At 35.4% G+C, this 23,060-nt stretch carries 22 protein-coding genes and 1 other annotated feature; of the genes, 8 read left to right on the forward strand and 14 right to left on the reverse strand.

Annotated features, from left to right (window positions below; genetic code table 11):
- Positions 1 to 123 precede the first annotated feature (123 nt).
- The 8 genes from ACS127_RS16475 to ezrA form a co-directional block, all read right to left on the reverse strand.
- Positions 124 to 1,092, reverse strand: coding sequence for a class I SAM-dependent methyltransferase (locus ACS127_RS16475; RefSeq protein WP_440896105.1), 969 nt, complete (start codon positions 1,090 to 1,092; stop codon positions 124 to 126).
- Between the two features lie 133 nt (positions 1,093 to 1,225).
- Positions 1,226 to 1,642 carry a GerW family sporulation protein gene (gene ytfJ / locus ACS127_RS16480; RefSeq protein ID WP_440896106.1) on the reverse strand — a complete coding sequence of 139 codons (417 nt, stop codon included), beginning with the start codon at positions 1,640 to 1,642 and terminating at the stop codon, positions 1,226 to 1,228.
- Positions 1,643 to 1,665: 23 nt separating this feature from the next.
- A complete protein-coding gene (locus ACS127_RS16485; RefSeq protein WP_440896107.1) occupies positions 1,666 to 2,163 on the reverse strand; it encodes a DUF2953 domain-containing protein in 498 nt (165 codons plus the stop codon).
- A 141-nt stretch (positions 2,164 to 2,304) separates the two neighbouring features.
- Positions 2,305 to 2,505 (reverse strand): small, acid-soluble spore protein, alpha/beta type, encoded by a 201-nt coding sequence (locus ACS127_RS16490; protein WP_440896108.1) that lies wholly within the window; start codon positions 2,503 to 2,505, stop codon positions 2,305 to 2,307.
- A gap of 332 nt (positions 2,506 to 2,837) precedes the next feature.
- Positions 2,838 to 4,040: a tRNA uracil 4-sulfurtransferase ThiI gene (gene thiI, locus ACS127_RS16495; protein ID WP_440896109.1), complete on the reverse strand. Its 1,203-nt coding sequence runs from the start codon at positions 4,038 to 4,040 to the stop codon at positions 2,838 to 2,840.
- Positions 4,041 to 4,046: 6 nt separating this feature from the next.
- Positions 4,047 to 5,186 (reverse strand): cysteine desulfurase family protein, encoded by a 1,140-nt coding sequence (locus ACS127_RS16500; RefSeq protein WP_440896110.1) that lies wholly within the window; start codon positions 5,184 to 5,186, stop codon positions 4,047 to 4,049.
- 192 nt (positions 5,187 to 5,378) lie between these two features.
- Positions 5,379 to 5,762, reverse strand: a complete 384-nt coding sequence (locus tag ACS127_RS16505; protein WP_440896111.1) for a hypothetical protein — start codon at positions 5,760 to 5,762, stop codon at positions 5,379 to 5,381.
- Between the two features lie 12 nt (positions 5,763 to 5,774).
- Positions 5,775 to 7,469 (reverse strand): septation ring formation regulator EzrA, encoded by a 1,695-nt coding sequence (gene ezrA / locus ACS127_RS16510; protein ID WP_440896112.1) that lies wholly within the window; start codon positions 7,467 to 7,469, stop codon positions 5,775 to 5,777.
- Between the two features lie 217 nt (positions 7,470 to 7,686).
- Here ezrA and ACS127_RS16515 point away from each other — a divergent pair, with 217 nt between their 5' ends.
- On the forward strand, positions 7,687 to 8,178 hold the full coding sequence (locus ACS127_RS16515) for a GAF domain-containing protein (protein WP_440896113.1): 492 nt from the start codon (positions 7,687 to 7,689) through the stop codon (positions 8,176 to 8,178).
- Between the two features lie 186 nt (positions 8,179 to 8,364).
- Complete coding sequence (locus ACS127_RS16520) at positions 8,365 to 8,523, forward strand: hypothetical protein (RefSeq protein ID WP_440896114.1); 159 nt, start codon at positions 8,365 to 8,367, stop codon at positions 8,521 to 8,523.
- Between the two features lie 217 nt (positions 8,524 to 8,740).
- Here ACS127_RS16520 and ACS127_RS16525 read toward each other — a convergent pair whose 3' ends face one another.
- On the reverse strand, positions 8,741 to 10,597 hold the full coding sequence (locus ACS127_RS16525; RefSeq protein WP_440896115.1) for a sensor domain-containing diguanylate cyclase: 1,857 nt from the start codon (positions 10,595 to 10,597) through the stop codon (positions 8,741 to 8,743).
- A 607-nt stretch (positions 10,598 to 11,204) separates the two neighbouring features.
- On the opposite strand from ACS127_RS16525, the gene rpsD reads away from it, so the two are divergent.
- Positions 11,205 to 11,807, forward strand: coding sequence for a 30S ribosomal protein S4 (gene rpsD / locus ACS127_RS16530; RefSeq protein ID WP_440896116.1), 603 nt, complete (start codon positions 11,205 to 11,207; stop codon positions 11,805 to 11,807).
- A 214-nt stretch (positions 11,808 to 12,021) separates the two neighbouring features.
- Positions 12,022 to 13,104, forward strand: coding sequence for an IS30 family transposase (locus tag ACS127_RS16535; RefSeq protein ID WP_440894882.1), 1,083 nt, complete (start codon positions 12,022 to 12,024; stop codon positions 13,102 to 13,104).
- Between the two features lie 279 nt (positions 13,105 to 13,383).
- Here the strand turns inward: ACS127_RS16535 and tyrS are convergent, their stop codons facing one another.
- Positions 13,384 to 14,652, reverse strand: coding sequence for a tyrosine--tRNA ligase (tyrS, locus tag ACS127_RS16540; RefSeq protein ID WP_440896117.1), 1,269 nt, complete (start codon positions 14,650 to 14,652; stop codon positions 13,384 to 13,386).
- Positions 14,653 to 14,709: 57 nt separating this feature from the next.
- Positions 14,710 to 14,927: a binding site (T-box leader), on the reverse strand.
- 132 nt (positions 14,928 to 15,059) lie between these two features.
- Between tyrS and ACS127_RS16545 the strand changes: the two genes are divergently transcribed.
- The 4 genes from ACS127_RS16545 to ACS127_RS16560 all read left to right on the forward strand — a co-directional run bounded on the left by ACS127_RS16545 (position 15,060) and on the right by ACS127_RS16560 (position 19,736).
- Positions 15,060 to 17,930 carry a transglycosylase domain-containing protein gene (locus tag ACS127_RS16545; protein WP_440896118.1) on the forward strand — a complete coding sequence of 957 codons (2,871 nt, stop codon included), beginning with the start codon at positions 15,060 to 15,062 and terminating at the stop codon, positions 17,928 to 17,930.
- 469 nt (positions 17,931 to 18,399) lie between these two features.
- Positions 18,400 to 18,918, forward strand: coding sequence for a transposase family protein (locus ACS127_RS16550; RefSeq protein ID WP_440896119.1), 519 nt, complete (start codon positions 18,400 to 18,402; stop codon positions 18,916 to 18,918).
- Between the two features lie 12 nt (positions 18,919 to 18,930).
- Positions 18,931 to 19,077: a hypothetical protein gene (locus tag ACS127_RS16555; protein ID WP_440896120.1), complete on the forward strand. Its 147-nt coding sequence runs from the start codon at positions 18,931 to 18,933 to the stop codon at positions 19,075 to 19,077.
- Positions 19,074 to 19,736: a transposase gene (locus ACS127_RS16560; RefSeq protein WP_440896121.1), complete on the forward strand. Its 663-nt coding sequence runs from the start codon at positions 19,074 to 19,076 to the stop codon at positions 19,734 to 19,736. The genes ACS127_RS16555 and ACS127_RS16560 overlap by 4 nt, the downstream gene beginning before the upstream one ends.
- 167 nt (positions 19,737 to 19,903) lie before the next feature.
- Here ACS127_RS16560 and motS read toward each other — a convergent pair whose 3' ends face one another.
- The 4 genes from motS to ccpA all read right to left on the reverse strand — a co-directional run bounded on the left by motS (position 19,904) and on the right by ccpA (position 23,055).
- Complete coding sequence (gene motS / locus ACS127_RS16565; protein WP_440896122.1) at positions 19,904 to 20,668, reverse strand: flagellar motor protein MotS; 765 nt, start codon at positions 20,666 to 20,668, stop codon at positions 19,904 to 19,906.
- Positions 20,655 to 21,482 carry a flagellar motor protein MotP gene (gene motP / locus ACS127_RS16570; protein ID WP_440896123.1) on the reverse strand — a complete coding sequence of 276 codons (828 nt, stop codon included), beginning with the start codon at positions 21,480 to 21,482 and terminating at the stop codon, positions 20,655 to 20,657. The genes motS and motP overlap by 14 nt, the downstream gene beginning before the upstream one ends.
- 314 nt (positions 21,483 to 21,796) lie before the next feature.
- Positions 21,797 to 21,931, reverse strand: a complete 135-nt coding sequence (locus ACS127_RS16575) for a hypothetical protein (protein ID WP_440896124.1) — start codon at positions 21,929 to 21,931, stop codon at positions 21,797 to 21,799.
- 128 nt (positions 21,932 to 22,059) lie between these two features.
- Positions 22,060 to 23,055, reverse strand: a complete 996-nt coding sequence (gene ccpA, locus ACS127_RS16580; protein ID WP_440896125.1) for a catabolite control protein A — start codon at positions 23,053 to 23,055, stop codon at positions 22,060 to 22,062.
- Between the last annotated feature and the right edge of the window lie 5 nt (positions 23,056 to 23,060).

Genomic DNA, 23,060 nt, shown 5'->3' on the forward strand with positions numbered 1-23,060 from the left:
AATTCAATCCTTTCAATTCCCTATTTAGTTAATTTATAATACCCCTTCTATATTAACGAACAATCGACATAAATTGCAACTAGATCGTCACAACTATTTGTGGTATTTATCATGGTTAAATAATTAATACCCTGATTGCTCAAACCAACGATTCATCTTGCTAACAATATTTTCTGTTGCCTTGATATCCTTAAAAGATGGCAACTTTGCTAATAAAGCTTCTTTTGGTGCTTTGGTTTTTTGACCTTTTTTCTGTAAGACAAGCAAACTTTTTGCGTTTTGCTTAGATTTGAAAATAGAAGCAGGTAATTGTAATAAGGCAACTACATGCGCTGTCTCATGAATTAGGGTATACAACTTTGAGGCTTGATCACTGCTGAATAATGTATTTGGAATGACAAATATCAAAAATCCAGCTTCCTTTGTATAGTTTAAACCTTGCTCAATTAACAAATGGTGAGCATAAGAATGTTCATCTTTGACATGAACTTGAAATGATTTTGCCCGTTCATCATCTGGATAGTATCCTACTGGTAGATCAGCAATCATTAAATCAACGGGGTCTAGCAAGAAGGGTTGTAAACTATCCTGATGGAAAAAATCAATTTGATTTTTTTGTAAATTGGCACTTAATACACTGAGTTCAACTAAAGTTGGATCTACTTCACTTCCATATGCCTGAACCGGCTTGTTTAATTGATTCATGATAGCTGTTAAAAGATTACCTGAACCAGACACTAGATCGAAAACCCTAATTTCTTCCTGTCCATGAAAGATTTTTTCAATTATGTAGGTCATATAACTGGCAATCGTATCAGGGGTAATGACATGTTGACTTTGTACAGCACCCTTTAACCCCTTGAGGATGGCTAATTCAATTACTTTTCTAATTTGATCTTTAGCTAAAGTTTCAAACTTTAACTGTTTTATTTTTTCTATCAAAGGATGATTTGTATCTGTTTCTTTTTCAGTGTCCTCTTCAGCCCATATTACATTTAGAATATCAATTAATGCATCTAGATAATTTCCTTCGACCTGTCTATCTTGTTCCTCGACTAATTGATCTAATTGCCTAAAATGATGTTCGATCAAATTTATCCTCCTCCTTATCCAATACTATAGTATAGCATAGACGAAATGAAACGTCTTGATTAACCTTTCCAAAAATAAAAAAAGGCTTTGACTCAATCGTTTTCTAAACGATGATTCTGAAGCCTTATCAAATTTAATTATCATGGTCAGGTTTTTTTTGCTCTAACATCTCTTTAATCTTTTCGACTGCTTGTGGGGCAACTTCAATAAGTTTATCATATAAATGATTTTGGTCACGTAAATGTATGATCTCATTTCCTTGCTTATGGGTAACCAAAAAGGCGATTGGGATAATAGAAACACCGCCGCCACTTCCTCCCCCGAAAGGCAGAGTAGATTCTTCATTATTATTTTGTTCTTGATCAGAATTTTTCTGATCAGGAAATTCACTCCCCCCTGCTGCAAAACCGAAACTTACTTTTGAGATGGGAATAATCGTGCTCCCATCAGGTGTTTGAATTGGATCACCAATGATTGTCTTGACATCAATGATGTTCTTCAGTTGTTCCATTGTTTCAGACATTAGACCTTCAATGGGATGTTGTTGCATAATTTTTGAGCTCCTTTATCATTTCAACGTTTAAATTTCATATAGATAGCTTGTCCTAACTTAATTGAAAACATGCATTGGCAATATGTTTCAAAACCATACTGATTATAATTAGGATTAACTTGATAATGTATGTCTTGTGGTTGATTAAAATAACTGCTTAAAGCGCGCATGACAATGCTTTTCAAGGTCATTAATAAACTAACACTTATAGCCGTTTGATTGGCATGTTCCAAACCAATTGTTGAATTCCAATTTAATTGTTTCAGCTTAATTTTTTTGCTGAATTTAGGGCTTTTATTCTTCTTTTTTAAAAGAAAGGGTTGAATATAGTCATCAAAAAAATCTGTAATTAAAAATCGATATTCTCTTGAATAGACAGGAATAAACCCTAGTTTGCAGGTAATCTCTAGATTAATTTCTTCATTTATTTCCAAAGAAACCTGACAAATTAAAGGGGAGAAAAATAAAATAACGCCGATAATAACTAGAAAAATAATGAGTATACTCAACCACAGCATTGTCTTTTGCTCCTATTCATTAAAAGTTTAGAGGTTATTTAAATTATTTCCAAAGTAAGCAAAAGTCATTCTTATGTTGTTGAAAATAGAAAAGAGTAGCGCTTTATAAAAAGCCCTACTCTTTGTTTATAATTATTTTAGTTAGTTTGATTGGCCACCTAATTGTTGTTCAGCCATTTGTACAAGACGTTTTGTGATCTCACCACCAACAGAACCGTTAGCACGTGATGTTGTATCAGGACCAAGGTTGACACCAAATTCTTGAGCAATTTCGTATTTCATTTGATCAAGTGCTTGACTCACACCTGGTACTACTAATTGATTACTATTGTTACTTGCCATTTCTGTATTCACCTCCTCCTTAATACATCTCTAGAATATGTAGATTTGAGGGTTTAATACAGAAATTTATCTGGTAGTTGTTACATGTACAACCTTACTTTACCTAATAATCGATCACACCTTGGTATGACTGCATCAACAAGAGGTTTAATATGACTTCCAATTTAAGGAGTGTGATAACATCAACCCATCCGCTTAGAGAAAATAGGAGATCCCTTGAACATACAAAGGATTTTTTTCGGGTGGTGTTTCACTGATAGGACCTTCCTTATTTCGCTAAATAAAACGAAACTTCAATCAGTGGGAGTTTTACGGACGTTATCTACGATACATTAAAATAAATCGTTTAGTGGATCATTCTCTTGATCTTGGTTAGAAATATTTATAACTTCAATATTATCTAATAATTCAGCTAGCTCATTTTTAAGATCAAGTTGACTTTCATAATATTCTACTTTATCTTTTTTCGGTTTTGTTTTTGGTGCACTCGGGACAAAGATTGTACAACAATCATCAAATGGTCGAATAGAAATTGAATAAGTCCCAATCTTTTCAGCAATTTTAATGATTGAACTTTTATCCATTGTAATTAAAGGACGTAACACTGGGTAAGAGGTCACTGCATTAATCGCATGCATACTTTCCATGGTTTGACTGGCTACTTGTCCTAAGCTTTCACCTGTCGTTATTGATAAGACCCCTAATCGGGAAGCAATGATTTGACTTATCTTCATCATCATACGGCGCATTACGGTCATTGAATAGCCATATGGGATTTCACGATGAATTTTTTGTTGCATAGCCGTAAAAGGAACAACGTGTACATTTATGTCATGCCCATATTCTGATAATTTTTTCGTTAAATCTAAAACCTTTTCTTTGGCTGCTTCACTTGTATAAGGAGGGGAATGGAAGTGGATTGCTTCAATTTTGACCCCGCGTCGCATCGCTAAATATCCAGCAACCGGGCTATCAATCCCACCTGATAACAATAACAAACTTCTTCCTGATGTTCCGACAGGTAAACCTCCTGCCCCAAGGTAACGTGCTGATGTAATGAATGTATGTGCTTTTCTAATATCAATATTTACTTCAAGATCGGGCTGGTGCACATCCACGGTGATGTTCTCGGTATTTCTTAATAAATGAGCGCCAATAATTGGATTTAACTCTTGAGAGTTAATCGGAAAATCTTTGTTTGCTCTTCTTACTGAGACCTTAAAGGTATGAACATTTTCTTCTTCCTTTAAAGCAAATAAAGCTGCAGCTTTAATGGATTCCAAATCATTTTCAACTTTTATCGCCAAACTTAAACTTTGAATACCAAAAATGCGCTGGCAAATTGAAATAATCTCAGTTGGATTTTCACCATTCAAAGTGATGCTCATCCGATCTCTTGAACTGTGTATTTTAATTAAGGGAAATTTCTTCAATTGATTGCGAACATTTTCGTGTAATTGATTAATGAATTCTTTACGATTTTTTCCTTTTAAAGAAAGTTCTCCATAGCGTATTAAAATGTGATCATATATCATAATTATTTACCTCATAACTTCTTTTAATTCTTTTATCATTCTTTTTAATGCGCGAATGAATAATTCGATTTCTCCTGTTGTATTCTGATAAGAAAAACTAATCCTCAATGCAGAATTGCGTTGTTCTTTTGGGAGCTGAATAGCACGTAAAACAGCACTTTCATCTGGTTTTTTTGATGAACAAGCAGCTTGCGTCGACACATAGATTTGCCGTTCTTCTAAAGCACGTAAAATAACTTCTGGCTTAAATCCAGGGATTGAAAAATTAAGAATATGTGGTGCTTGATTTTCAGGTGTATTGATGATGACTTCTGAAATTTGATTAAGTCGTTTCCGCATCAAATGATTAAGCTGGCTTAAATAGTCTGGATGATGCATTTTTTGTTCTAATATTAATCGTATGGCTCGCACCAATGAAACAATTCCAGCTAAATTCTCTGTCCCTGATCGTCTATCATTTTGTTGTCCGCCACCATGGAATAATGGGAATAATCGAGTACCTTCTCGAACATAAAGTAAGCCAGTTCCTTTTAAACCGTGGACTTTATGTCCTGAAACAGTTGCCAAATCAACATGGCAATCCTTCCATTTCAGATCAACCTTACCAAACCCTTGCACATCGTCAACATGAAAAAAAGTGTATTTTCGATCTTTTAACAATGTACCAATTTGTTCGATTGGCTGAATGGTTCCCATTTCGTTATTAATATGCATAATACTAACGAGGATGGTATCATCTCTTAAGGCTTCTCTTACAGAATCAACCGAGACGACCCCTGATTGATCAACAGGCAAATAACTAACTTCAAAACCAAACTCTTCCATTGCATGAAAAGCATTAAGAACTGAAGGATGTTCGATCGACGTTGTAATCATGTGTTTACCGCGATTTTGGTAAGCATGGGCAATCCCTTTAATCGCCATATTATTTCCTTCTGTACCACCAGAAGTAAAAATAACTTCATTTGAATTAACCGACAACAATTGACTGACTTGTTGATATGATTTTCTTAGTAATCGATCTGCTTCCAAACCAAATTGATGTGCTGAAGAAGCATTTCCATAATATTTTTGTGACACTTGAACAAAACTTTCTATGACATCATCAAGGGGTTTGGTCGTTGCACTATTATCAAAATAAATCATCGTTATTCTCCTTCAGTTATCATTATCTTACCTTAACTAGCAGTAAAGATTCGCGAAACCTTTATCAATCGAAATTTCACTTATGCATTGAATCATTTTACCATAACTCATTTGTTAATTAAATCATTTATTCCCCCATCATCCATGATGTATCCATAGAAAAATCCCTAGCCATAGCCGGGATTTTTAAAATTAGCTTTGATTAATTAGCGAGAGTAAATCATCAACAGATACAGGATGATCCTTTTCAAAATCATATAATATATCGTTAAAACGACTACTAGCTTTCTCTTCTAAAGTTTCTGGGACTCTTTCAGGTTCAGTATCTTCTTGTTCAATGATCTCAGCTAACTCTTCAACTTCTTCAACAATTTCATTATTTTCTATGTTTTCCTCGTCAAACTGTGTCTCTGATGTTGCTACCAAATTGTCTTCTTCTTGTTCTTCCTCAATGGGTTCTTCTACATATAACTCTGCTTCAGTGTTTGGTTCATCATCAAGTAAAAAAACAGCAAAAAATAATCCCCATACACTTAATGATAATAACCCTATACTAAAAATTGATACAATTCGCATTTTTACCCTCCATTAACTTGGAACTTTAATCCTTGTTTCAAGGCGTTGTAACGCTCCTGGATCTATATCCTCTAATGTTTGAGAAGCCGTTTCAAGTGCTTGCTCATAATTACATTCTCTAAACATCTGTTCAGCTTCTGATAATTTTGCAGCTAAAACAGGATATTGACTTCGATATCGATTAGCGTACTGAATAATTCGTTCGATTAAATAAGCTTGTTCAATAATTGAATCTGTTTGTTCAATTAATGTATGCACAGAACTCGTTGCATCCTTTAATACATGACTGACTTGCCCCATATCCAACGGTTCTTCCGCTAACTTCTCTAGCACAAGTGCACATTTGTCAGTTGCTTCGTCCATTTGATTCCAGATAAAAGATGGAATCCCAGGTAAGTTACTTTTCTGTATGTTCCGATTCGTTTCAAACAAATCACGCTGCAATGTTTGAATCTTTTCTTTTGCTTCCATTTCATCTTTACGAATCGTTCTAATTTGCTTTTTAAATTCTTCATGTGACTGTTTTAACTTTTGTAAATCTTGACTACTTACTTCTAATTCATCTTTTAATGAGACATAGGTTTGTTTCTCATCTTCTAGATCCTGAGTAATTTGTTTATATTGGCGTTCTAATTGGTGGATCCATTTTTCTAGATTAGAATATAGCTCAAGATCACTGCCTTCTAAGTAATAAGTTTTCTGTAAATTGGTTACTTCTTCACCTGTTGCTTTAAAATCATCAACAACTTCAGAAATCAGTTTTTCAAAACTAGCTAAATGCTTATCAACATAACTTCTTACTTTTGATTCTTGCTCTAATATCTCATATATTTCTTGGATTCGTTCTTCAATTGTCGTAACAAAATCAAAAACTGATTGATCGTCCGTTTCCTCAATACGCTTGACATACGTTTGTAACTGCTCTGCCAAACCCTGAAGTTCTTTTTGGAAATTGTGATAATCAATTTGATAACCATCTTTTTTCATTTGATCGATGCCATTTTTCAATTGTGTAATTTGGTCGGGTAATTCTAACTTGCACTTTCGATAGATTGCAGGAAAATCTTCAATCCGATTCATCAAATCGTCTAATTCATGTTTAACGTTATTAATTATTTGTCTTGCTTCATAGTAATTTCCTTCTTCTGTTTCAACATAAAACTGATCAAGCTGAGCTTTTTGAACATTAATTTCTGCTTCAAATCTTTTTTCTGCCTCACCAAATGAATGTAAATCCTGTAAAAGAGCATTTCTTAAGCTCTTTATTTGCGGAATGACTTCCTCAGCTAATTTACGGCTCTGCTTTTCTGAATCAAGTAAATCATCTAATTCATTATACATATTCTCAATGGTTTGTTCAGCTTCATTAAGTACCTTTTCAACCGCATTTAAGCTTTTTTTAGCAGATGGAATTTTAAACCGGTCTGCTGATTCTTCAGCATCAAATAAATATTCTTCTATATCAGGTAGATCACGTGTCAAAATTCGGTCCCAAGTATCTTTCCACGATTCAAACTTAGTCTGTGTTTCTCCAGATAAACGCAAGGCTTTGACTCGTTGCAATTCAGCCGAGACATTGCGATTCATAATATCCATTTTCCAAGACTCTAGTTTATCCACTCGATCATAAATCATCTTTCGTAAAATTAATCCCGTAATAATAAGCGCTATAATAATGAGAATAAACCCTATAATATAGGCAACCATGTTAATCCTCCCCAGTCATATCAACGATTCAATTATATTTTAATGTTATATTAATTGTTAAATTAGCTTATTTATGTCATAGTTATAATTATCATACCATGAATAGCAATCATTTTGCTAAAAAAAATCAAAATAAATCGATTTTTGACATTTTTTAAATGTTTTTTTATTAACAGACAGTATGACAAATAAAAGGGTGTCAAAGAGAGGGATTTTTATGTTAGAAAAAAAAGAAACCAATGATTGTCAAGATAAAAGTTATCAATTACTCGTCAAACAATTAGAAGCTTTAATTGAAGATGAGCAAGACCCCATAGCTAACCTATCAAATAGTTCTGCACTACTCAATCAATTTTTGGATAGAATTAATTGGGTTGGCTTTTATTTACTTAGAGATAATCAACTCATTTTAGGGCCTTTCCAAGGATTACCGGCATGTGTCAGAATTGAGGTTGGAAAAGGGGTTTGTGGCACTGCAGTTAAAGAAGAACAGACACAAAGAATTGCTGACGTTCATGAATTTCCAGGACATATTGCTTGTGATGCTGCTAGTCGTTCAGAAATTGTTATTCCACTATTCAAAGACAAGCAAGTCATTGGTGTATTAGATATTGACAGCCCAGAACTGGATCGATTCAATGAACTTGATCAAATATACCTTGAAAAGTTTGGTGAAATTTTAACTACCTATTTACCCACCAACATTTAATTTAAAATCAAAAGTACAAGTCATCATCTAGCAAGGTAATATTTGAAAAACCTTGTAGATTGATAAAGAATGACTAGTGACGAAAGAAAACTCATATTGATTTTATTAACGATCGACTGAACCATTTAGTTAGAAAATAGAGGAAAATTGACATGAAGAATATGTTTATGCTCTGTATCGAAGGTGATGTCAAGCAAACATATGATTATTGAAGAAATCTCAAGCATAAAGCGAAACATCAATCAGTGGGAGTTGGGCCTACAGGATGTAGGTCATGCATATGGTTCCGGTGGGGCGAGTCATCACACAAAGGAAAGCTACGAAGCATTTGCATCGCAAGAATAAGTGTCTTACTTATTCTGAGCCCCAGTCCCAAGTCCTTTCGATGGGGGGAGTAACCGCAACCCCAGATGCTGTCACAAATGTTTTCGGTGGGACGAGTAATCGCAGTCCCACCGAAAACATTTGTGAAAACGCTTGTGTGGCCAACGCCGTGGGACGCCTCAACGAAACCCGTTGTTGCCCCGAGTTTTACGGACGGTTATCTGTGATAAAAGAATGACTAACTAATGATTGCTTGATATTGATTTTTGCCCAATCGTTTAGCCTTGTACAACGCTTGGTCCGCTTGATCAAACAACTCATTTAAACTGACTTTTTGCTTACTATCCCATTGAGCTAAGCCTATTGATGCAGTTATTTTGGGGCTTGTTGAATATTGAATTAAAGAAAGGATCTTTTCTGCAAACGCCCTGCCCATCTGACTATTGGCTTCAGGTAAATAAATCGCTAGCTCCTCCCCACCCCATCTGGCTGCAAAACCTTTCCCATCAATTTCTCTTCGGATAATATTAGATACTTGAATTAAAATCGTGTCGCCAACATCGTGTCCATAAGAATCATTAATTAATTTGAAATCATCTAAATCCAATAACAAAAAAGCACCTTGTTGATCAATAACTAAATGTTCTTGACATTTCTCATCCAAGTACTCTCTTGAAAATAACTTCGTTAAATAATCTGTAATAACTGACTGTTCAAGCTTTTCCCGTAAAATAATGTTATCAAAAGCAAGGGTGGAATGTTGAACAAGAGATACCATTAATTTATATTGATCAAAGGTGAAATAGTAAGGGGCAGAATGCATAACCATAATAACCCCAATCAGTTGATCGGTCTGAATCATTGGCAGCAAAATGACTGAGCGGTAGGATAAATTAATTTCGTCAAATCGTTTATTAAAATCACTGATGAAAATAGCTTCTTTTTCCCTCTTTACCTTCTCTAAAAGAAAATGAATCGACTCAGCCATATCTTCTCGATGAAACAGCTCGGTAGATTCCTTTTCAACCATATAATGGTTAGATTCACTTAACAAAATAAAACCGATCTCTTCAACAGTAAATGATGTTTGAAATTGCTCTTTTATAAAGGCTGTGGTTGAAGGTAAACAATTTAACTTATTCAATTCATGCGCAAACGTATTGATCACCTGTAAATCTTGAATTAATAAATTAGATTGTTGATACAGTTGAGCATTTTCTAATGCATTTCCTGCTGTATTTGCCAACAATCGGATAAATTCAACATCATCATTAGGGATTCGGGTCACATCAGATGATGTCAATTGCATCACACCATATACACCTTGTTTCCCATTTAAAGGAGCATAAAGATTAATCTTATTTTTAGTTTCTTCGATTTTAATTTTACCAGTTAAAAAGGCTTGAGCACTTGCCTTATCAGCATATTTTTTATTATAAATTAGCTCTTTAACAGGGAGTGTTAAATCTTCTTGATAATTTTTCGACAAAATTAATTCACACTTGAAATTAGGATAAATTGAATAAATAATTTCAACAATTTCACTTAATACATCTCGTGGATTCATAGAAGAATGAAATTTTTTTGTAATATTGTACATCATTTCATACTTATTCGCTTGAGCTATGGATTGACGGGTTTTCCTAAACTCAATAATAATTTCTGCCGCATCCTTAACTAATTGGAGAATTTCCTCTTTTTTATCACTGGAAAAGTTTTTTCTATTTTCAGCAAAAAAAGTGAAATAACCAAAAACACCTTTATTATCTGATAAACTTGCTATGGAAACAGCTTCGTAAGTTTTACCCTTAACAAAAAGTTGTCTAGTGTTATTAGACAATTTTTTATATTGATCAATTTTTTTTATAATAGTTTTCGGCAGATTCTCAGGTAATTGAATCTTTGTCTCACACACTGCTTGAACACAGACATATTCATTTACCCAAGAATCATACATATAGAGGGCTACACCTTGAACTTTAGCTAACCATTTAAGTTGCTTCACTATTGTATATAACCATTGACTGTTCTGATAATACCGTTTTGGGTCATAGAGGAATAATTCATGATCGTCAGTTAGCTTGTATGATTTCATTAATTAGTTCCACCCACCTTAAGTTATTCATCCTGATCGTTACTAATCATATTATAACGCAAATATTCCAAATTGCCTACTATAAAAATAGTAAATTATGCTTAGCTTATATTTCGACTAAATGATTATTTCCCTTTGCTAATCACAGCTAAATCGACATTTTTCGTTTTTTCAATATCAAGTTAAACCATGACTTTATACCCTTCGCATTTTATTTGAAGACTACAGATAGAACGAAATTTCAATCAGTGGGAGTTTTACGGACAGTTATCTGTGACAAACAGTTGACTTCACTATTAGAACATCATATAATAGACTTTGTGTAAAAAAGGTAGCCTATGTGAACCACCGGTTGTTCATTTTGTTCCTTACACTAAAGCTTCGACTCCAATACCGCATATTTGTATGTTAAAAGTTGAAGTACTCAGTATGAATCCATCGTGTAACTTATAGAAGTGAGGATTTCTACTGAATAAGCCAAAAGTAAGGTGTATCGTGTAACTCTCTGCTGCTGGAGCGATGGTACATGAAAACAAAATGTCAAACGATTATGGAGCACAATATCTTGTTTTATGCAAAATTCTAATTATAAAGGAGAGAATGCACTATGGCTCGCTATACAGGTCCTGTATGGAAAAAGTCTCGTCGTCTCGGTATTTCATTGACTGGTACTGGTAAGGAATTAGATAAGCGCCCTTACGCACCTGGACAACATGGTCCAAACCAACGTAAAAAGCTTACAGAATATGGTTTGCAACAACAAGAAAAACAAAAGCTTCGCTTTATGTACGGTGTAAATGAGCGTCAATTTAGAACACTTTTCAACAAAGCAAGTAAAATCAAAGGGGTTCACGGTGAGAACTTTATGATCCTATTAGAATCACGTTTGGATAATATTGTTTACCGTCTTGGCTTAGCACGTACTCGTCGTCAAGCCCGTCAATTAGTAAACCATGGTCACATTACAGTTGATGGTAGCCGTGTTGATATCCCATCTTACATTGTAAAACCAGGACAAACAATTGGTGTTCGTGAGAAATCACAAAAGCTTGCAATCATTGCTGAAGCACTTGAAGCAAATGCCTTTGTACCTGAATATTTAACTTTTGATGCTGATAAGCTAGAAGGTAGTTACTCACGTTATCCTGAGCGTACTGAGTTGCCTGCAGAAATCAACGAAGCATTAATTGTTGAGTGGTACTCACGTTAAGCTAATTGCTACGTATATTTTAAACTTAAAACCTTTGAAACCTTGATTTATCAAGTATTTCAGGGTTTTTTTGTTTAAATTATTATTTAAAGTTTAGAATTTATACTTAACTATTTTCGTAGATTATATAATCAAGTTAGTCACCTAAAATAAAAGGCCATGTGAATCTCATGTTATATTGAAAGTACGACCAACCAATATAAGGAGAATTCACATGACCCATGTAAATACTATCACAGAATCACGGAAAGGGAAACACCTTACATTTGCTGAAATGAAACAGATTGAAGCATATAAGAAACTCGAGTTATCAAACCGAGCGATTGGCCGACTGCTTGATCGCAATTATCAAACCATCAATAATAATGTTAAGAAAGGGACTGTTACACAAGTCCAAAAGCAAACACAGAACGGCAAATCCTATTTTTATGAAAGAGCAGTTTATTTCGCAGATGTCAATTATGACGTCTATGAAAAGAATCGTTCGCATTGCGGCCGCCGCCCCAAATGGGTTGATGGACATGAATTTGTTGATTGGGCTGATCAAAAAATGCGACAAGACAAATGGTCACCTGATGTTGTTGTCAATGTAGCTAAAAGTGAAGCCTTCTTTCATGAATCCATCATTCCAAGCACGTCCACACTTTATCATTGGATTGATAGTGGCATCATGCAGACAAAGAATATGGATTTGTTAGAAAAGGTTGATCGAAAACCACGCTCCACAAAAGGCAAAGGACATCGAAATAAAAAGGTGCATGGTATCTCAATCGAAGAACGTCCAGAATCAGTTAACCAGCGAAAGGAATTCGGACATTGGGAAATTGATACGGTTATCGGTAAAAAGAAGGCTGATGAACCTGTTCTATTAACGCTTGTTGAACGTAAAACAACCTTTGAACTCCTCTTCAAAATTGATGGGAAAAGAGCAACGCAAATTGATGATACCTTACAACATATGATTAGTCAGTTAAACGGAATCGAAGGTGACATTTTTAAAACCATTACCTCAGACAATGGAAGTGAGTTTAGTAATCTATCTGAATTGTCTAAAGAGATTGATGTCTATTACTGTCATCCATACGCTTCCTTTGAACGAGGAACCAGTGAAAATCAACATAAAATCATCCGTCGTTTCTTACCCAAACATGAGTCGCTGAAAGATGTTAATGAGGATCAAGTCAAAAGGGTTCAACAATGGATGAATGACTATCCACGAAGAAACCAAAACTATAAAACACCTCACCAAGCATTTGTCTTAGAGCTACAGAAATTACAGCTGAATCTTGTTGCTTAAAATCATGTTTAACCCAGGTATGTCCCGTGATGGTGTGCATGGATCTGTTTGGCTTTAAAGCCAAACAGATCCATGCACACCACTAAAGCACAAATTCATGCCTTTACTGGCATAAAACAATATAACTTTGTGAACTCACTAAAATAATTATTCTAAGTGACTAACTTAAACTTGAAATTTAGGACTTAACTATTTTAAACCAAAATAACAAAAAGATTAGTAAACATCAAAGCAGCTGTCTCCATAAGTACATTTGGAGACAGCTGCTTTAACTTGTTATTAACTAAAATCTAATAGGAAATATTTCTTCTTCCCTCTTCTTATAATGGTAAATTGATCATCTATCTGATCATCATCAGCTAATTGATAGTGTAAATCCTGTTTGCGCTCACCATTTATATAAATAGCACCATTTTGAATATCCTCTCGTGCTTGACGCTTAGATGAAGAAATCTTTGCTTCAACTAATAAATCAACTAATGATTTTGCTTCTTTTTTCAATCGAACAGTTGGTACATCTTTAAAGCCTTGTTTAATCTCTTCACCATTTAACTGTTTAATATCACCACTAAATAAAGCATTGGTAATCCGTTGGGCTTGAGCAAGTGCTTCTTCACTATGGACGAGCTTTGTTAACTCTTCTGCTAATCGAACATGAGGAATACGTTTTTCTGGTGCTTCTTCTAGTTCAGTAGCTAATTGATCGATTTCTTCAATCGATAAAAAGGTGAAGTATTTAAGAAATTTAATCACATCTCGATCGTCTGTGTTAATCCAAAATTGATAAAATTCATAAGGTGTTGTCTTTTCTGGATCAAGCCACACAGCTCCACCAGCTGTTTTACCAAATTTCGTCCCGTCAGCTTTTGTAATCAGTGGGACAGTTAAACCAAACACTTTTACTTCTTCTTCCTCTTCTCGTGTTCGACGAATAAGCTCCATCCCAGCTGTTATATTCCCCCATTGGTCACTGCCACCAATTTGCAACGTACAATGTTCCTTTTCAAACAGTTTCATAAAATCATACGATTGTAGAATCATGTAGGTAAATTCAGTAAAGCTAATGCCTTGTTCTAAACGGGATTGAACCGAATCCTTAGCTAGCATATAATTCACACCAAAGTGCTTGCCTGTGTCACGTAGAAAATCAATGATCTTTAACTGGCCCAACCATTCCCCATTATCACGAGCAACAGCACTATTGTCACCTTGATCAAAATCAAGAATTTTAGCTAATTGCTTTTTTATTTGCTCTGTAAAATAGTTGACAGTTTTTTCATCATTTAATTGACGTTCACTTGTTCGACCACTAGGGTCTCCAATCATTCCTGTCCCACCACCGATAAGTGCAATTGGACGATGACCAGCTTTTTGGAATCGTTTCAACATTAAAGCAGGTACTAAATGTCCGATATGTAAGCTATCAGCAGTTGGATCAAAGCCACAATACAAAGTAACAATATTATCAGCTAAATGCTTTTTTAATCCTTCATCATCTGTCATCTGTTGAATAAGTCCACGTGATTTTAAATCTTGAATGATATCCATCTTTTTTGCTCCTTTATTTAATTATTTAATCAATAAAAAAAAGTAGATCATATCCCCTAAAGGGACGAGATCTACTCGCGGTACCACCCTCGTTGCAATAAATATTGCCACTTCACTTTGATAACGATACTTTAAGTACCGTCCTCCATCTAAAAGTTATGAGAGGAAAAGCTCAAGAACCGTAATTCACTTAAATACTTTACACTGATTTACACCAACCATCAGCTCTCTATAGCAGGGAGTATTTAGCTACTAAAATCTTTCAACACTTATTTGTTTTCTATTGTGTATCATTAATATCACATTTTCATGACAAAAGCAAGTTCTAAACGAAAAATAGCTTTTAAAAACGATTTTAGCCCAATAAATATGTTATAATATGAATTGGATTTTTAGGAGGTTATCAAATGAATATTCAAGATAGATTAAGTGAAATTTGGAGAAAATTCAAAGCCCTTATTGATCAAGGGATTATTCAAAAATTCTCACGTATTTCCTATGATGTTATTTGGAATATTTTACTCTTTTTTATCGTCATTGGCTTACTTGGTTTCTTTTTCGTCGGGGGTCTCGGGGCAGGATATTTTGCCTCGCTAATCAAAGACGAGCCCTTACGTTCTAGTGAAACGATGGTCAGTGCGATTTATAATTACGAGGAAACATCAGAAATTTATTTCGCTGATGATGTTTATATGGGGACAGTGAGCTCGGATCTCTATCGTGAAGAGATTACTTTAGATCACGTATCAGATCATATCATTAACGGTATTATTGCTACTGAAGATGAGTATTTTGAAACCCATAATGGCGTTGTTCCAAAAGCAATTTTACGGGCTATGTTTCAAGAAGTGACTGGCTCTGATGTTCAAACAGGTGGAAGTACTTTAACGCAACAAATTATTAAAAATCAAATTTTAACAAATGAAGTTTCCTTTGACAGAAAAGCTAAAGAAATTATCTTAGCCCTGCGCTTGGAAAATTTCATGGAAAAAGAAGAAATTCTCGAAGCCTATCTAAATATTGTCTCGTTTGGTCGGAATGCAAATGGTAGAAATATTGCTGGAATTCAAACGGCTGCTAAAGGAATCTTTGACTTAGATGCCGACGAAGTAAATCTTGCACAAGCTGCTTTCTTAGCCGGTTTACCGCAAAGTCCAATTGCTTATAATCCGTTTACTAACACAGGAACTGTGAAATCAGAAGAAGACCTAGAAGCTGGGTTAAATCGAATGGAAACTGTTTTATCTCGGATGCAACAAGCGGACTATATTACAGAAGCAGAATATGAGGAAGCACTTGAATTCGATATTGTTGCTAGTTTTGCTGAACGTCTACCAACGACATACGATCAATACCCTTATTTATCTGAAGAAGTAGGGAGACGTGCTGTAACTATCTTCAAAGAAAAATTAGCACTTGAAGATGGTTATACCCTTGAAGAACTCGAAACAAATGAAGAGTTGAATGAACAATATCAAATCAATGCTGAACGCGAGTTATCCCAAGGTGGCTATAAAATTCATACAACGATTAATAAAGAGATTTATGATACATTTCAAGAAGTAACTGCAAATTATAGCAATTTTGGTCGTGACAAAACCGCACGTAAAGAAAATGGTGATGTCATTATGACCGAAGACTCTGAAACGGATGAACTCATCCCATTAGTGCAACAACAACAACCGGGTGCTGTTTTAACAGATAATGAAACAGGTGCCATCCTCGCCTTTGTTGCTGGACGGGATTTTGAAAGGGATAATGTGAATTTTGCTACTGGAACAGCCAGACGGCAGCTTGGAAGTACCGCTAAGCCATTACTTGTTTATGGTCCGGCATTTGAAGAAGGAACACTTCAGCCCGGGTCGATTATTGCTGATGCTGATTTCTCCAGTCAAGGTTGGAGCCCAAGCAACTTTTCTCGTGGCCGTTACTATGGGTTAGTTTCTGCAAGGACAGCGTTAACTCAATCCTATAACGTTTCTACAGGGAGAGCTTATACTGAACTATTAGCTAATCATAATCCTGTACCTGATTATTTAGTTAAAATGGGTTTTGATCACATTCAGGAAAGTGACTATTTGCATCCTGCAAATTCATTAGGAACCTTTGAAGGAACAGTTGAAGAAAATACAAGTGCTTTTTCTACCTTTGGTAATGGTGGTCAATTCAATGAAAGTTATATGATCGATAAAATTGAAACCGTTGAGGATGAGGTTATTTATGAACATGAAAACGACTCTGTCGATGTGTTTAGTTCACAAACAAGCTACTTGATTATCGATATCTTGCGTGATGTACTAACAAGTGGAACGGGCCGTACCGCTCGATCCAGTTTAAACAGAACAGATGTGGATTGGGCTGGTAAAACAGGAACATCTGATGAGCTCGTCGATTCTTGGTTTGTTGCTACCAATCCAAATGTCACACTTGGAACTTGGATGGGTTATGGATATCGCCAATCTTTAGATGATGGTTATAGTGGTCGAACTCAAGCTTACTGGGCTCAATTAGTTAATGCAGCTACTGAGATCGATCCAGACTTAATGGCGCCATCAGCTCAATTTGAACAACCAGATGGTATTGTCTCTCGTTCGTATTCTTTAGTTTCAGGATTATTACCATCAGATATCACTGAGTCCGTTGGTTTAGTGGGTAGTGATATTTATAATAATAACTTTGTTCCTACCGATGAAGATGATAGCTTAATCAGAGGCAGCTATGTCATAATCAATGGTAATGCAGTTATTCCAGGTGATCAAACGCCAAGTGAATTTACCCAAGGTGACGGTGTTATGTTTAATCCTGAATGGTTAAGTGATATGGGGTATGATCAGCTCAATAATATCAGTCAACTGATCCCATCAAATAATTCTGCTTGGAGCAATGTTGAGTTTCCAGAACTAGAAGCAAGTAATATTGAGGACGATGGTGAAGATCCGAATGCCCCTAGTTCCTTATCTAAATCAGGTAGTACACTAAGCTGGAATAGCTCATCTAGCAATGATGTAGTGGGATACCGAATTTATCGGGCATCAGATCCAGATAGTGATTTCAGTTTATATGAATCAACAACGGATACCGATTATAATGTTGGAAGTAGTGATGCTGTTTATCAAGTGGCTGCAGTCGATTATTTCGGTCGAGAGTCTGAACCAAGTTCTACCTTTATTGACGGTGACTTTGATGATGATGAAGATGACGAGGACGAAGATGATAATGGCGATGAAGACGATAATGAGGATGACGAAGAAGATGAAGATGATGATAGTGACGATTAAATATAGAGGCAAAAATAGAATTAACTAAATTACTTTTAAAATGGTTTAACACATCAGTTGTAAATGTGTTAAACCATTTTTTTATTTTATTGTGAAGCGGTACTCGTCCCATCGAAACCCAAAGTTGTCCCGAGTTTTACGGACGGGTATCTGTGATAAAAATATTTTATGATTTGTCTCATTTATAACTCACGTTATAAACCCGCAGTTAGCCGAACCTTCGCATTCCATGGGCACGACCTCAGCTAGCTAAGAAAAGCTTAAAAAGCTTTTCTTAGCGGATCTTCGGACGCGTGCTGTTCCCATAGGAGTCTACGGTTCGGCTAACTGCTAATCATCAAATCATCCGATTTGTCGCAGATCAATTTGTGATGGATGATTCATATTTTTAAATTTAAATATAGAAAACAAGTGAGTTTCCCTTTAGAATTGAAGTCGACTAAAACCATAATCCTGGGAGGGAACTCACTTGTCTACTTGTAATGATATAGGATTTCTGATCGATGTTCAAGATGAAAATATAACTTTTTCACCTGGTTGTGTGACACTCGGTGAATACAACGGGAAGCCGTGTAAATTTATTAGTGGTGAATTGACTTATGACCCAACACATTGTGAAAAGTGTGGGATCAAGAATGAAAACTACGTTGTGATTAAAAATGGAAAACAAACGTCTAGGATTACCTTGCCAATGACGGGTACCTCATTAACCTTTCTTAAACTAAAGAAACAGCGTTTTTTCTGTAAAGCGTGTCGGAGTAGTTTTACGGCTAAAACCTCAATTGTTGAAACAAGCTGTCATATTTCAAATCAATCAAAGGCGATGATTATTTTGAAAAGCGGTGAAGCACAGTCTATAAAATCACTTTCTAGAGATTGTTCTGTATCTTGGCACACTGCTCAACGAGAGATTGATAAAACAGCACAATCCATTAAGCACCATCACCAGGCATTACCCGAAAATTTATCATTTGATGAATTTAAATAGGCAAAAGGATTGATGGCCTTTGAATATATTAATACTGAAACAGGTGATATTTTAGACATTTTAGAAGCGCGTACAAGCCGTGTGATAAAAAATCATTTTATCGCGCCAACTATAGCCTTAATGACCGTCGACATGTCAAAACCATCACCATTGATATGAACGCTAGCTATGTTCATGTCATTCAAGAGATTTTCCCTCGGGCTGAGATTATCATTGACCGTTTTCACTTAGTTCAATTGATGAATCGATCAATGAATAAAACACGTGTGAAAATCATGAATCGATTCAAGACATCAAATCGTGAGGACATGAAAAAATACCGTCGGCTAAAGCGATACTGGAAGCTCATATTAAAAAGTGAAAGGAAACTATCTTCTACAAATGACAAATATTATTCTTTGTTTGGGCAACGGCTAGAGAAAAGTATTGTTGAAGAAATGTTAAACTATGATCCTGAGTTAAAAGCAAATGATGAACTTTATCAACGTTTATTAAAGGCGATTGACATGAACCTTTTTAAAGGATTAGAAAGTGTATTAAAAGAGCGAAGCTCTTCTCTTATCTCTAGTCACATGAGAACAAGCTTAAAGACGTTAAGAAAGCATCTCCCTTATATCAAGAATAGTTTTACGTATCCATATAATAATGGTCGAATGGAAGGAATAAACAACAAAATTAAGGTACTAAGTAAAGTAGCGTATGGCTATCGGAACTTTTATAATTATAAAAAACGCATTATGATCCATTTCAAATTCAAAGCAATCGAAACAAAGTCATTAAATAATAAACAAAAAGAATCACGAATCAAAGCAGCCTAACGGCTACTTTGATTCGTGATAAACAACTAAATATATGTTGGCTAAAATTCCTCACCAACGTTACTTGACGTAGAACCACAATCAAAAGGTGTCAGCAAGTTCAAAAGAACTCACCAACACCATAAATAATAATAGCTTTATTTTCCTACAACACCATTTCAAATGATCTAGTCTAATCCCTGCGATAACTCTAAAATAATAATTTCTACACGGCGGTTTTTTTGCCAGTTTTCTGATGAATTATTGGGTACAATCGGTTGAGTATCACCATATCCCGATGAGATAAAACGTTCTTCGGCAAAATCACCGGAATCAATGATATAACGAATCACACTACTCGCTCGGGCACCAGATAATTCCCAATTTGAAGGAAACTGTTCTGTAGAGATTGGCCGGTTATCTGTGTGACCTTCAACTCGAACATAGTTAGGTATATTACTAAGCAATAAAGCGACTTTATCTAAGAACGGCTCACCTTCTGGTTTAATGACAGCTTCAGCAGTATCAAATAAAATTCGCTCTTGTAATATTAAAACGACCCCTTGATCGGTACGATTAGCCGAAATGACATCCTGTAATTGATGTTCTTCAAGAAAACCTTCTACTTCAGCTAACAATTCTTCTAACGATTTTTGATTTTGGGCGAGCTGATCTTCATCAAATAGATTTTCCTTCGCAAGTTCAGAAAATTCATCTTGATCACGCCCTCCTGAACTTTCATAGGAATGCTCAAAATCAATTGTTGATGGTGAGCCATCAAATAGTACATTGCGATTACGAAATGATTCCGCAATAGCCTCAAAACGGGCAACATCAATTTGAGACATTGAAAATAATAAAACAAAGAAAACAAGCAGTAATGTTATCATGTCAGAATATGTAGTCATCCATGCCGGACTGCCCTTAGGCGGCTTTTTTTCACGACGCTTCATTTCTAAAATCCTCTTCTGTACTTTCAATTTCATTTGTACGACGCTTTTTCATATCATCAGATAAAAATGCACTCAGTTTCTCTTTTAGAATACGTGGGTTTTGCCCCGATTGAACGCCGATTACACCTTCGATAATAATTTGTTTCATAAAAACTTCTTCATCTGTTTTTGACTCTAGTTTACCAGCCATCGGCAGGAAAATTAAATTAGCCATGACAGAACCATAAAATGTAGTTAATAGGGCAACTGCCATTTGTGGACCTAATGTCGTTGGATCATTTAAATCATTTAACATTAAGACCAATCCAATAAGAGTCCCAATCATTCCCCAAGCTGGAGCATATTCACCAGCCTTCTCAAGAATAAGGCGACCTTTTGTATGGCGATCTTCCATTGCGACAATTTCAGCACTCATTATGTCTTGGATTACCTCAGGCTCAATTCCATCGATCGCAAGTAAGACACCCTTTCTAATAAATGGATCTTCAACTTCTTCTAATTCATTTTCCAAAGCCAGCAAGCCTTCCCGACGTGCTCGTTCAGAAAGTTGCTCAAATAATAAAATAAGCTCTTCTAAGTCATACTTGTTTTTAACGAAGGACTCTTTAACAACTCGTCCCATCAATTTGACTTGATTGACGTTAAAATTGATTAATATTGCTGCTGCGACACCGCCAAATACTATCACAATAGAAGCCACTTGAATAAAAGCTAAAAAGGAGCTAATTTCTCCAGTACTTGAAATAATCCCATATGAGATCATGATCAATCCAAGTATAATTCCGATTGGTGTTAAAAAATCTTTTTGTTTCATATACTCTCTCCCCAACTCTGATACTTTAAATTATTCGTATTTGTTTACTTGGTAATGAGACCACTCACAATTCGGAATGATCACGTCTAATTTTTCCCTACGTTAAAGCAGATAAAATTTCAGACGCTTTTTTGGTGGAACGAGTAAACAGATTAAGGAAAGCTACGTAGCATTTACATCGTCAGAAAAACTTGGCTTATCACCACACTTAAGGATCCTCGCCTAACTTCCTCACCTCTCATGAGAACGCCGAAGTCACCATATCCTCATGGAAGTAAAACCTTAGTTCTTCTTATCCTATCATCGATAAAATTTTATCCTTTCTGATAGGGCAAGAAGAAGTGTTTTTCTGCTTCTGAATCCCGAACGTGCAAATGTTTGCAGAAGTCTCCCCTATTTAACAGAGCACCTAAACCTTCCTCTGATTTAGAGGATACTGTAGCATTCATTCTCACTTAAAAATTTTGGGATTTCTTAAAATACAAGACTATCTCCCTCGTACGCTGTCTCGCTGACGAAGCTTTCCTTATTCAGCTGAACAAGTTAAATGGCACCATTATTATTATCGGAATTATCTTTATTTTGTTGAGCTTCTTTCAATAATTTGATGTGGTAAAATAACATTTGAATTTTCAACTTCTTCTTTATTCATATATTTCGTTAATAAGCGCATAGCTACTGCCCCAATATCATACATAGGCTGAACAACTGTTGATAAGGTCGGACGAACCATCGTTGCCAGTCTTGTATTATCAAAACCAATAACTTCTATATCATTAGGTACATTCAAACCTCGATCTTGAATCGCATGAATAACACCTAAAGCAATTTCATCTGTTGCTACAAAAATAGCTGTTGGCTTTTGATCTAATTCAAGTAATTTCTCAACAGCATTTATTCCTGAGGCATACGTTAGATCTCCACGATAAACATAGTCTTCGTTCAAAGTCTGACCTGTTTCTTCTAACGCTCGAACAAAGCCTTGATATTTTAATTTATTAGCAGTTGTTTCATCTACTCCTGTCACAAAAGCAGGATGTTTATGCCCATTATCAATTAAAAGCTTCGTTGCTTCAGATCCTGCTTCCTCATAATCAATATTTACTGAAGGAATTGAATGGGTCGGATCAACTGTTGCAGCTAAAGCAATAGGAACTGGAGATGTTTCAAATTGTTGAATATGCTCTTCTTGAATCCGCCCCCCCATATAAACAATACCATCTACTTGCTTTTCTAACATCGTATTGATGAGGTTGATTTCTTTGTCGATATTTTGGTCGGAATTACTTAAGATAATATTATACTTATACATATTAGCAATATCATCTATCCCTCTTGCCAACTCAGAGAAAAATAAATTCGAAATATCTGGGATAATTACACCGACTGTTGTCGTTTTCTTACTAGCTAGACCTCTAGCCACGGCATTCGGACGGTAGCCTAGTTCCTCAATTGTTTTTAATACTTTCTTACGCGTAGCTGGTTTAACATTTGGATTACCGTTTACAACTCTTGAAACAGTCGCCATCGAGACATTTGCTTCACGAGCAACATCGTATATTGTTACATTCATTATCT

It is taken from the genome of Amphibacillus sp. Q70 (assembly GCF_052055485.1).
Lineage (GTDB): Bacteria > Bacillota > Bacilli > Bacillales > Amphibacillaceae > Amphibacillus.

Coding starts and splice junctions, on each gene's coding strand:
- ACS127_RS16555 (WP_440896120.1), top strand. CDS start 18,931: ATGGCCTTTGAATATATTAATACTGAAACAGGTGATATTTTAGACATT.
- ACS127_RS16485 (WP_440896107.1), bottom strand. CDS start 2,163: ATGCTGTGGTTGAGTATACTCATTATTTTTCTAGTTATTATCGGCGTT.
- ytfJ (WP_440896106.1), bottom strand. CDS start 1,642: ATGCAACAACATCCCATTGAAGGTCTAATGTCTGAAACAATGGAACAA.
- ACS127_RS16575 (WP_440896124.1), bottom strand. CDS start 21,931: ATGAATGCTACAGTATCCTCTAAATCAGAGGAAGGTTTAGGTGCTCTG.
- ACS127_RS16520 (WP_440896114.1), top strand. CDS start 8,365: ATGTCAAGCAAACATATGATTATTGAAGAAATCTCAAGCATAAAGCGA.
- tyrS (WP_440896117.1), bottom strand. CDS start 14,652: ATGGATATCATTCAAGATTTAAAATCACGTGGACTTATTCAACAGATG.
- ccpA (WP_440896125.1), bottom strand. CDS start 23,055: ATGAATGTAACAATATACGATGTTGCTCGTGAAGCAAATGTCTCGATG.
- rpsD (WP_440896116.1), top strand. CDS start 11,205: ATGGCTCGCTATACAGGTCCTGTATGGAAAAAGTCTCGTCGTCTCGGT.
- ACS127_RS16535 (WP_440894882.1), top strand. CDS start 12,022: ATGACCCATGTAAATACTATCACAGAATCACGGAAAGGGAAACACCTT.
- motS (WP_440896122.1), bottom strand. CDS start 20,668: ATGAAGCGTCGTGAAAAAAAGCCGCCTAAGGGCAGTCCGGCATGGATG.
- ACS127_RS16515 (WP_440896113.1), top strand. CDS start 7,687: ATGTTAGAAAAAAAAGAAACCAATGATTGTCAAGATAAAAGTTATCAA.
- ACS127_RS16500 (WP_440896110.1), bottom strand. CDS start 5,186: ATGATTTATTTTGATAATAGTGCAACGACCAAACCCCTTGATGATGTC.
- ezrA (WP_440896112.1), bottom strand. CDS start 7,469: ATGGTTGCCTATATTATAGGGTTTATTCTCATTATTATAGCGCTTATT.
- thiI (WP_440896109.1), bottom strand. CDS start 4,040: ATGATATATGATCACATTTTAATACGCTATGGAGAACTTTCTTTAAAA.
- ACS127_RS16545 (WP_440896118.1), top strand. CDS start 15,060: ATGAATATTCAAGATAGATTAAGTGAAATTTGGAGAAAATTCAAAGCC.
- ACS127_RS16525 (WP_440896115.1), bottom strand. CDS start 10,597: ATGAAATCATACAAGCTAACTGACGATCATGAATTATTCCTCTATGAC.
- ACS127_RS16505 (WP_440896111.1), bottom strand. CDS start 5,762: ATGCGAATTGTATCAATTTTTAGTATAGGGTTATTATCATTAAGTGTA.
- ACS127_RS16560 (WP_440896121.1), top strand. CDS start 19,074: ATGAACGCTAGCTATGTTCATGTCATTCAAGAGATTTTCCCTCGGGCT.
- motP (WP_440896123.1), bottom strand. CDS start 21,482: ATGAAACAAAAAGATTTTTTAACACCAATCGGAATTATACTTGGATTG.
- ACS127_RS16490 (WP_440896108.1), bottom strand. CDS start 2,505: ATGGCAAGTAACAATAGTAATCAATTAGTAGTACCAGGTGTGAGTCAA.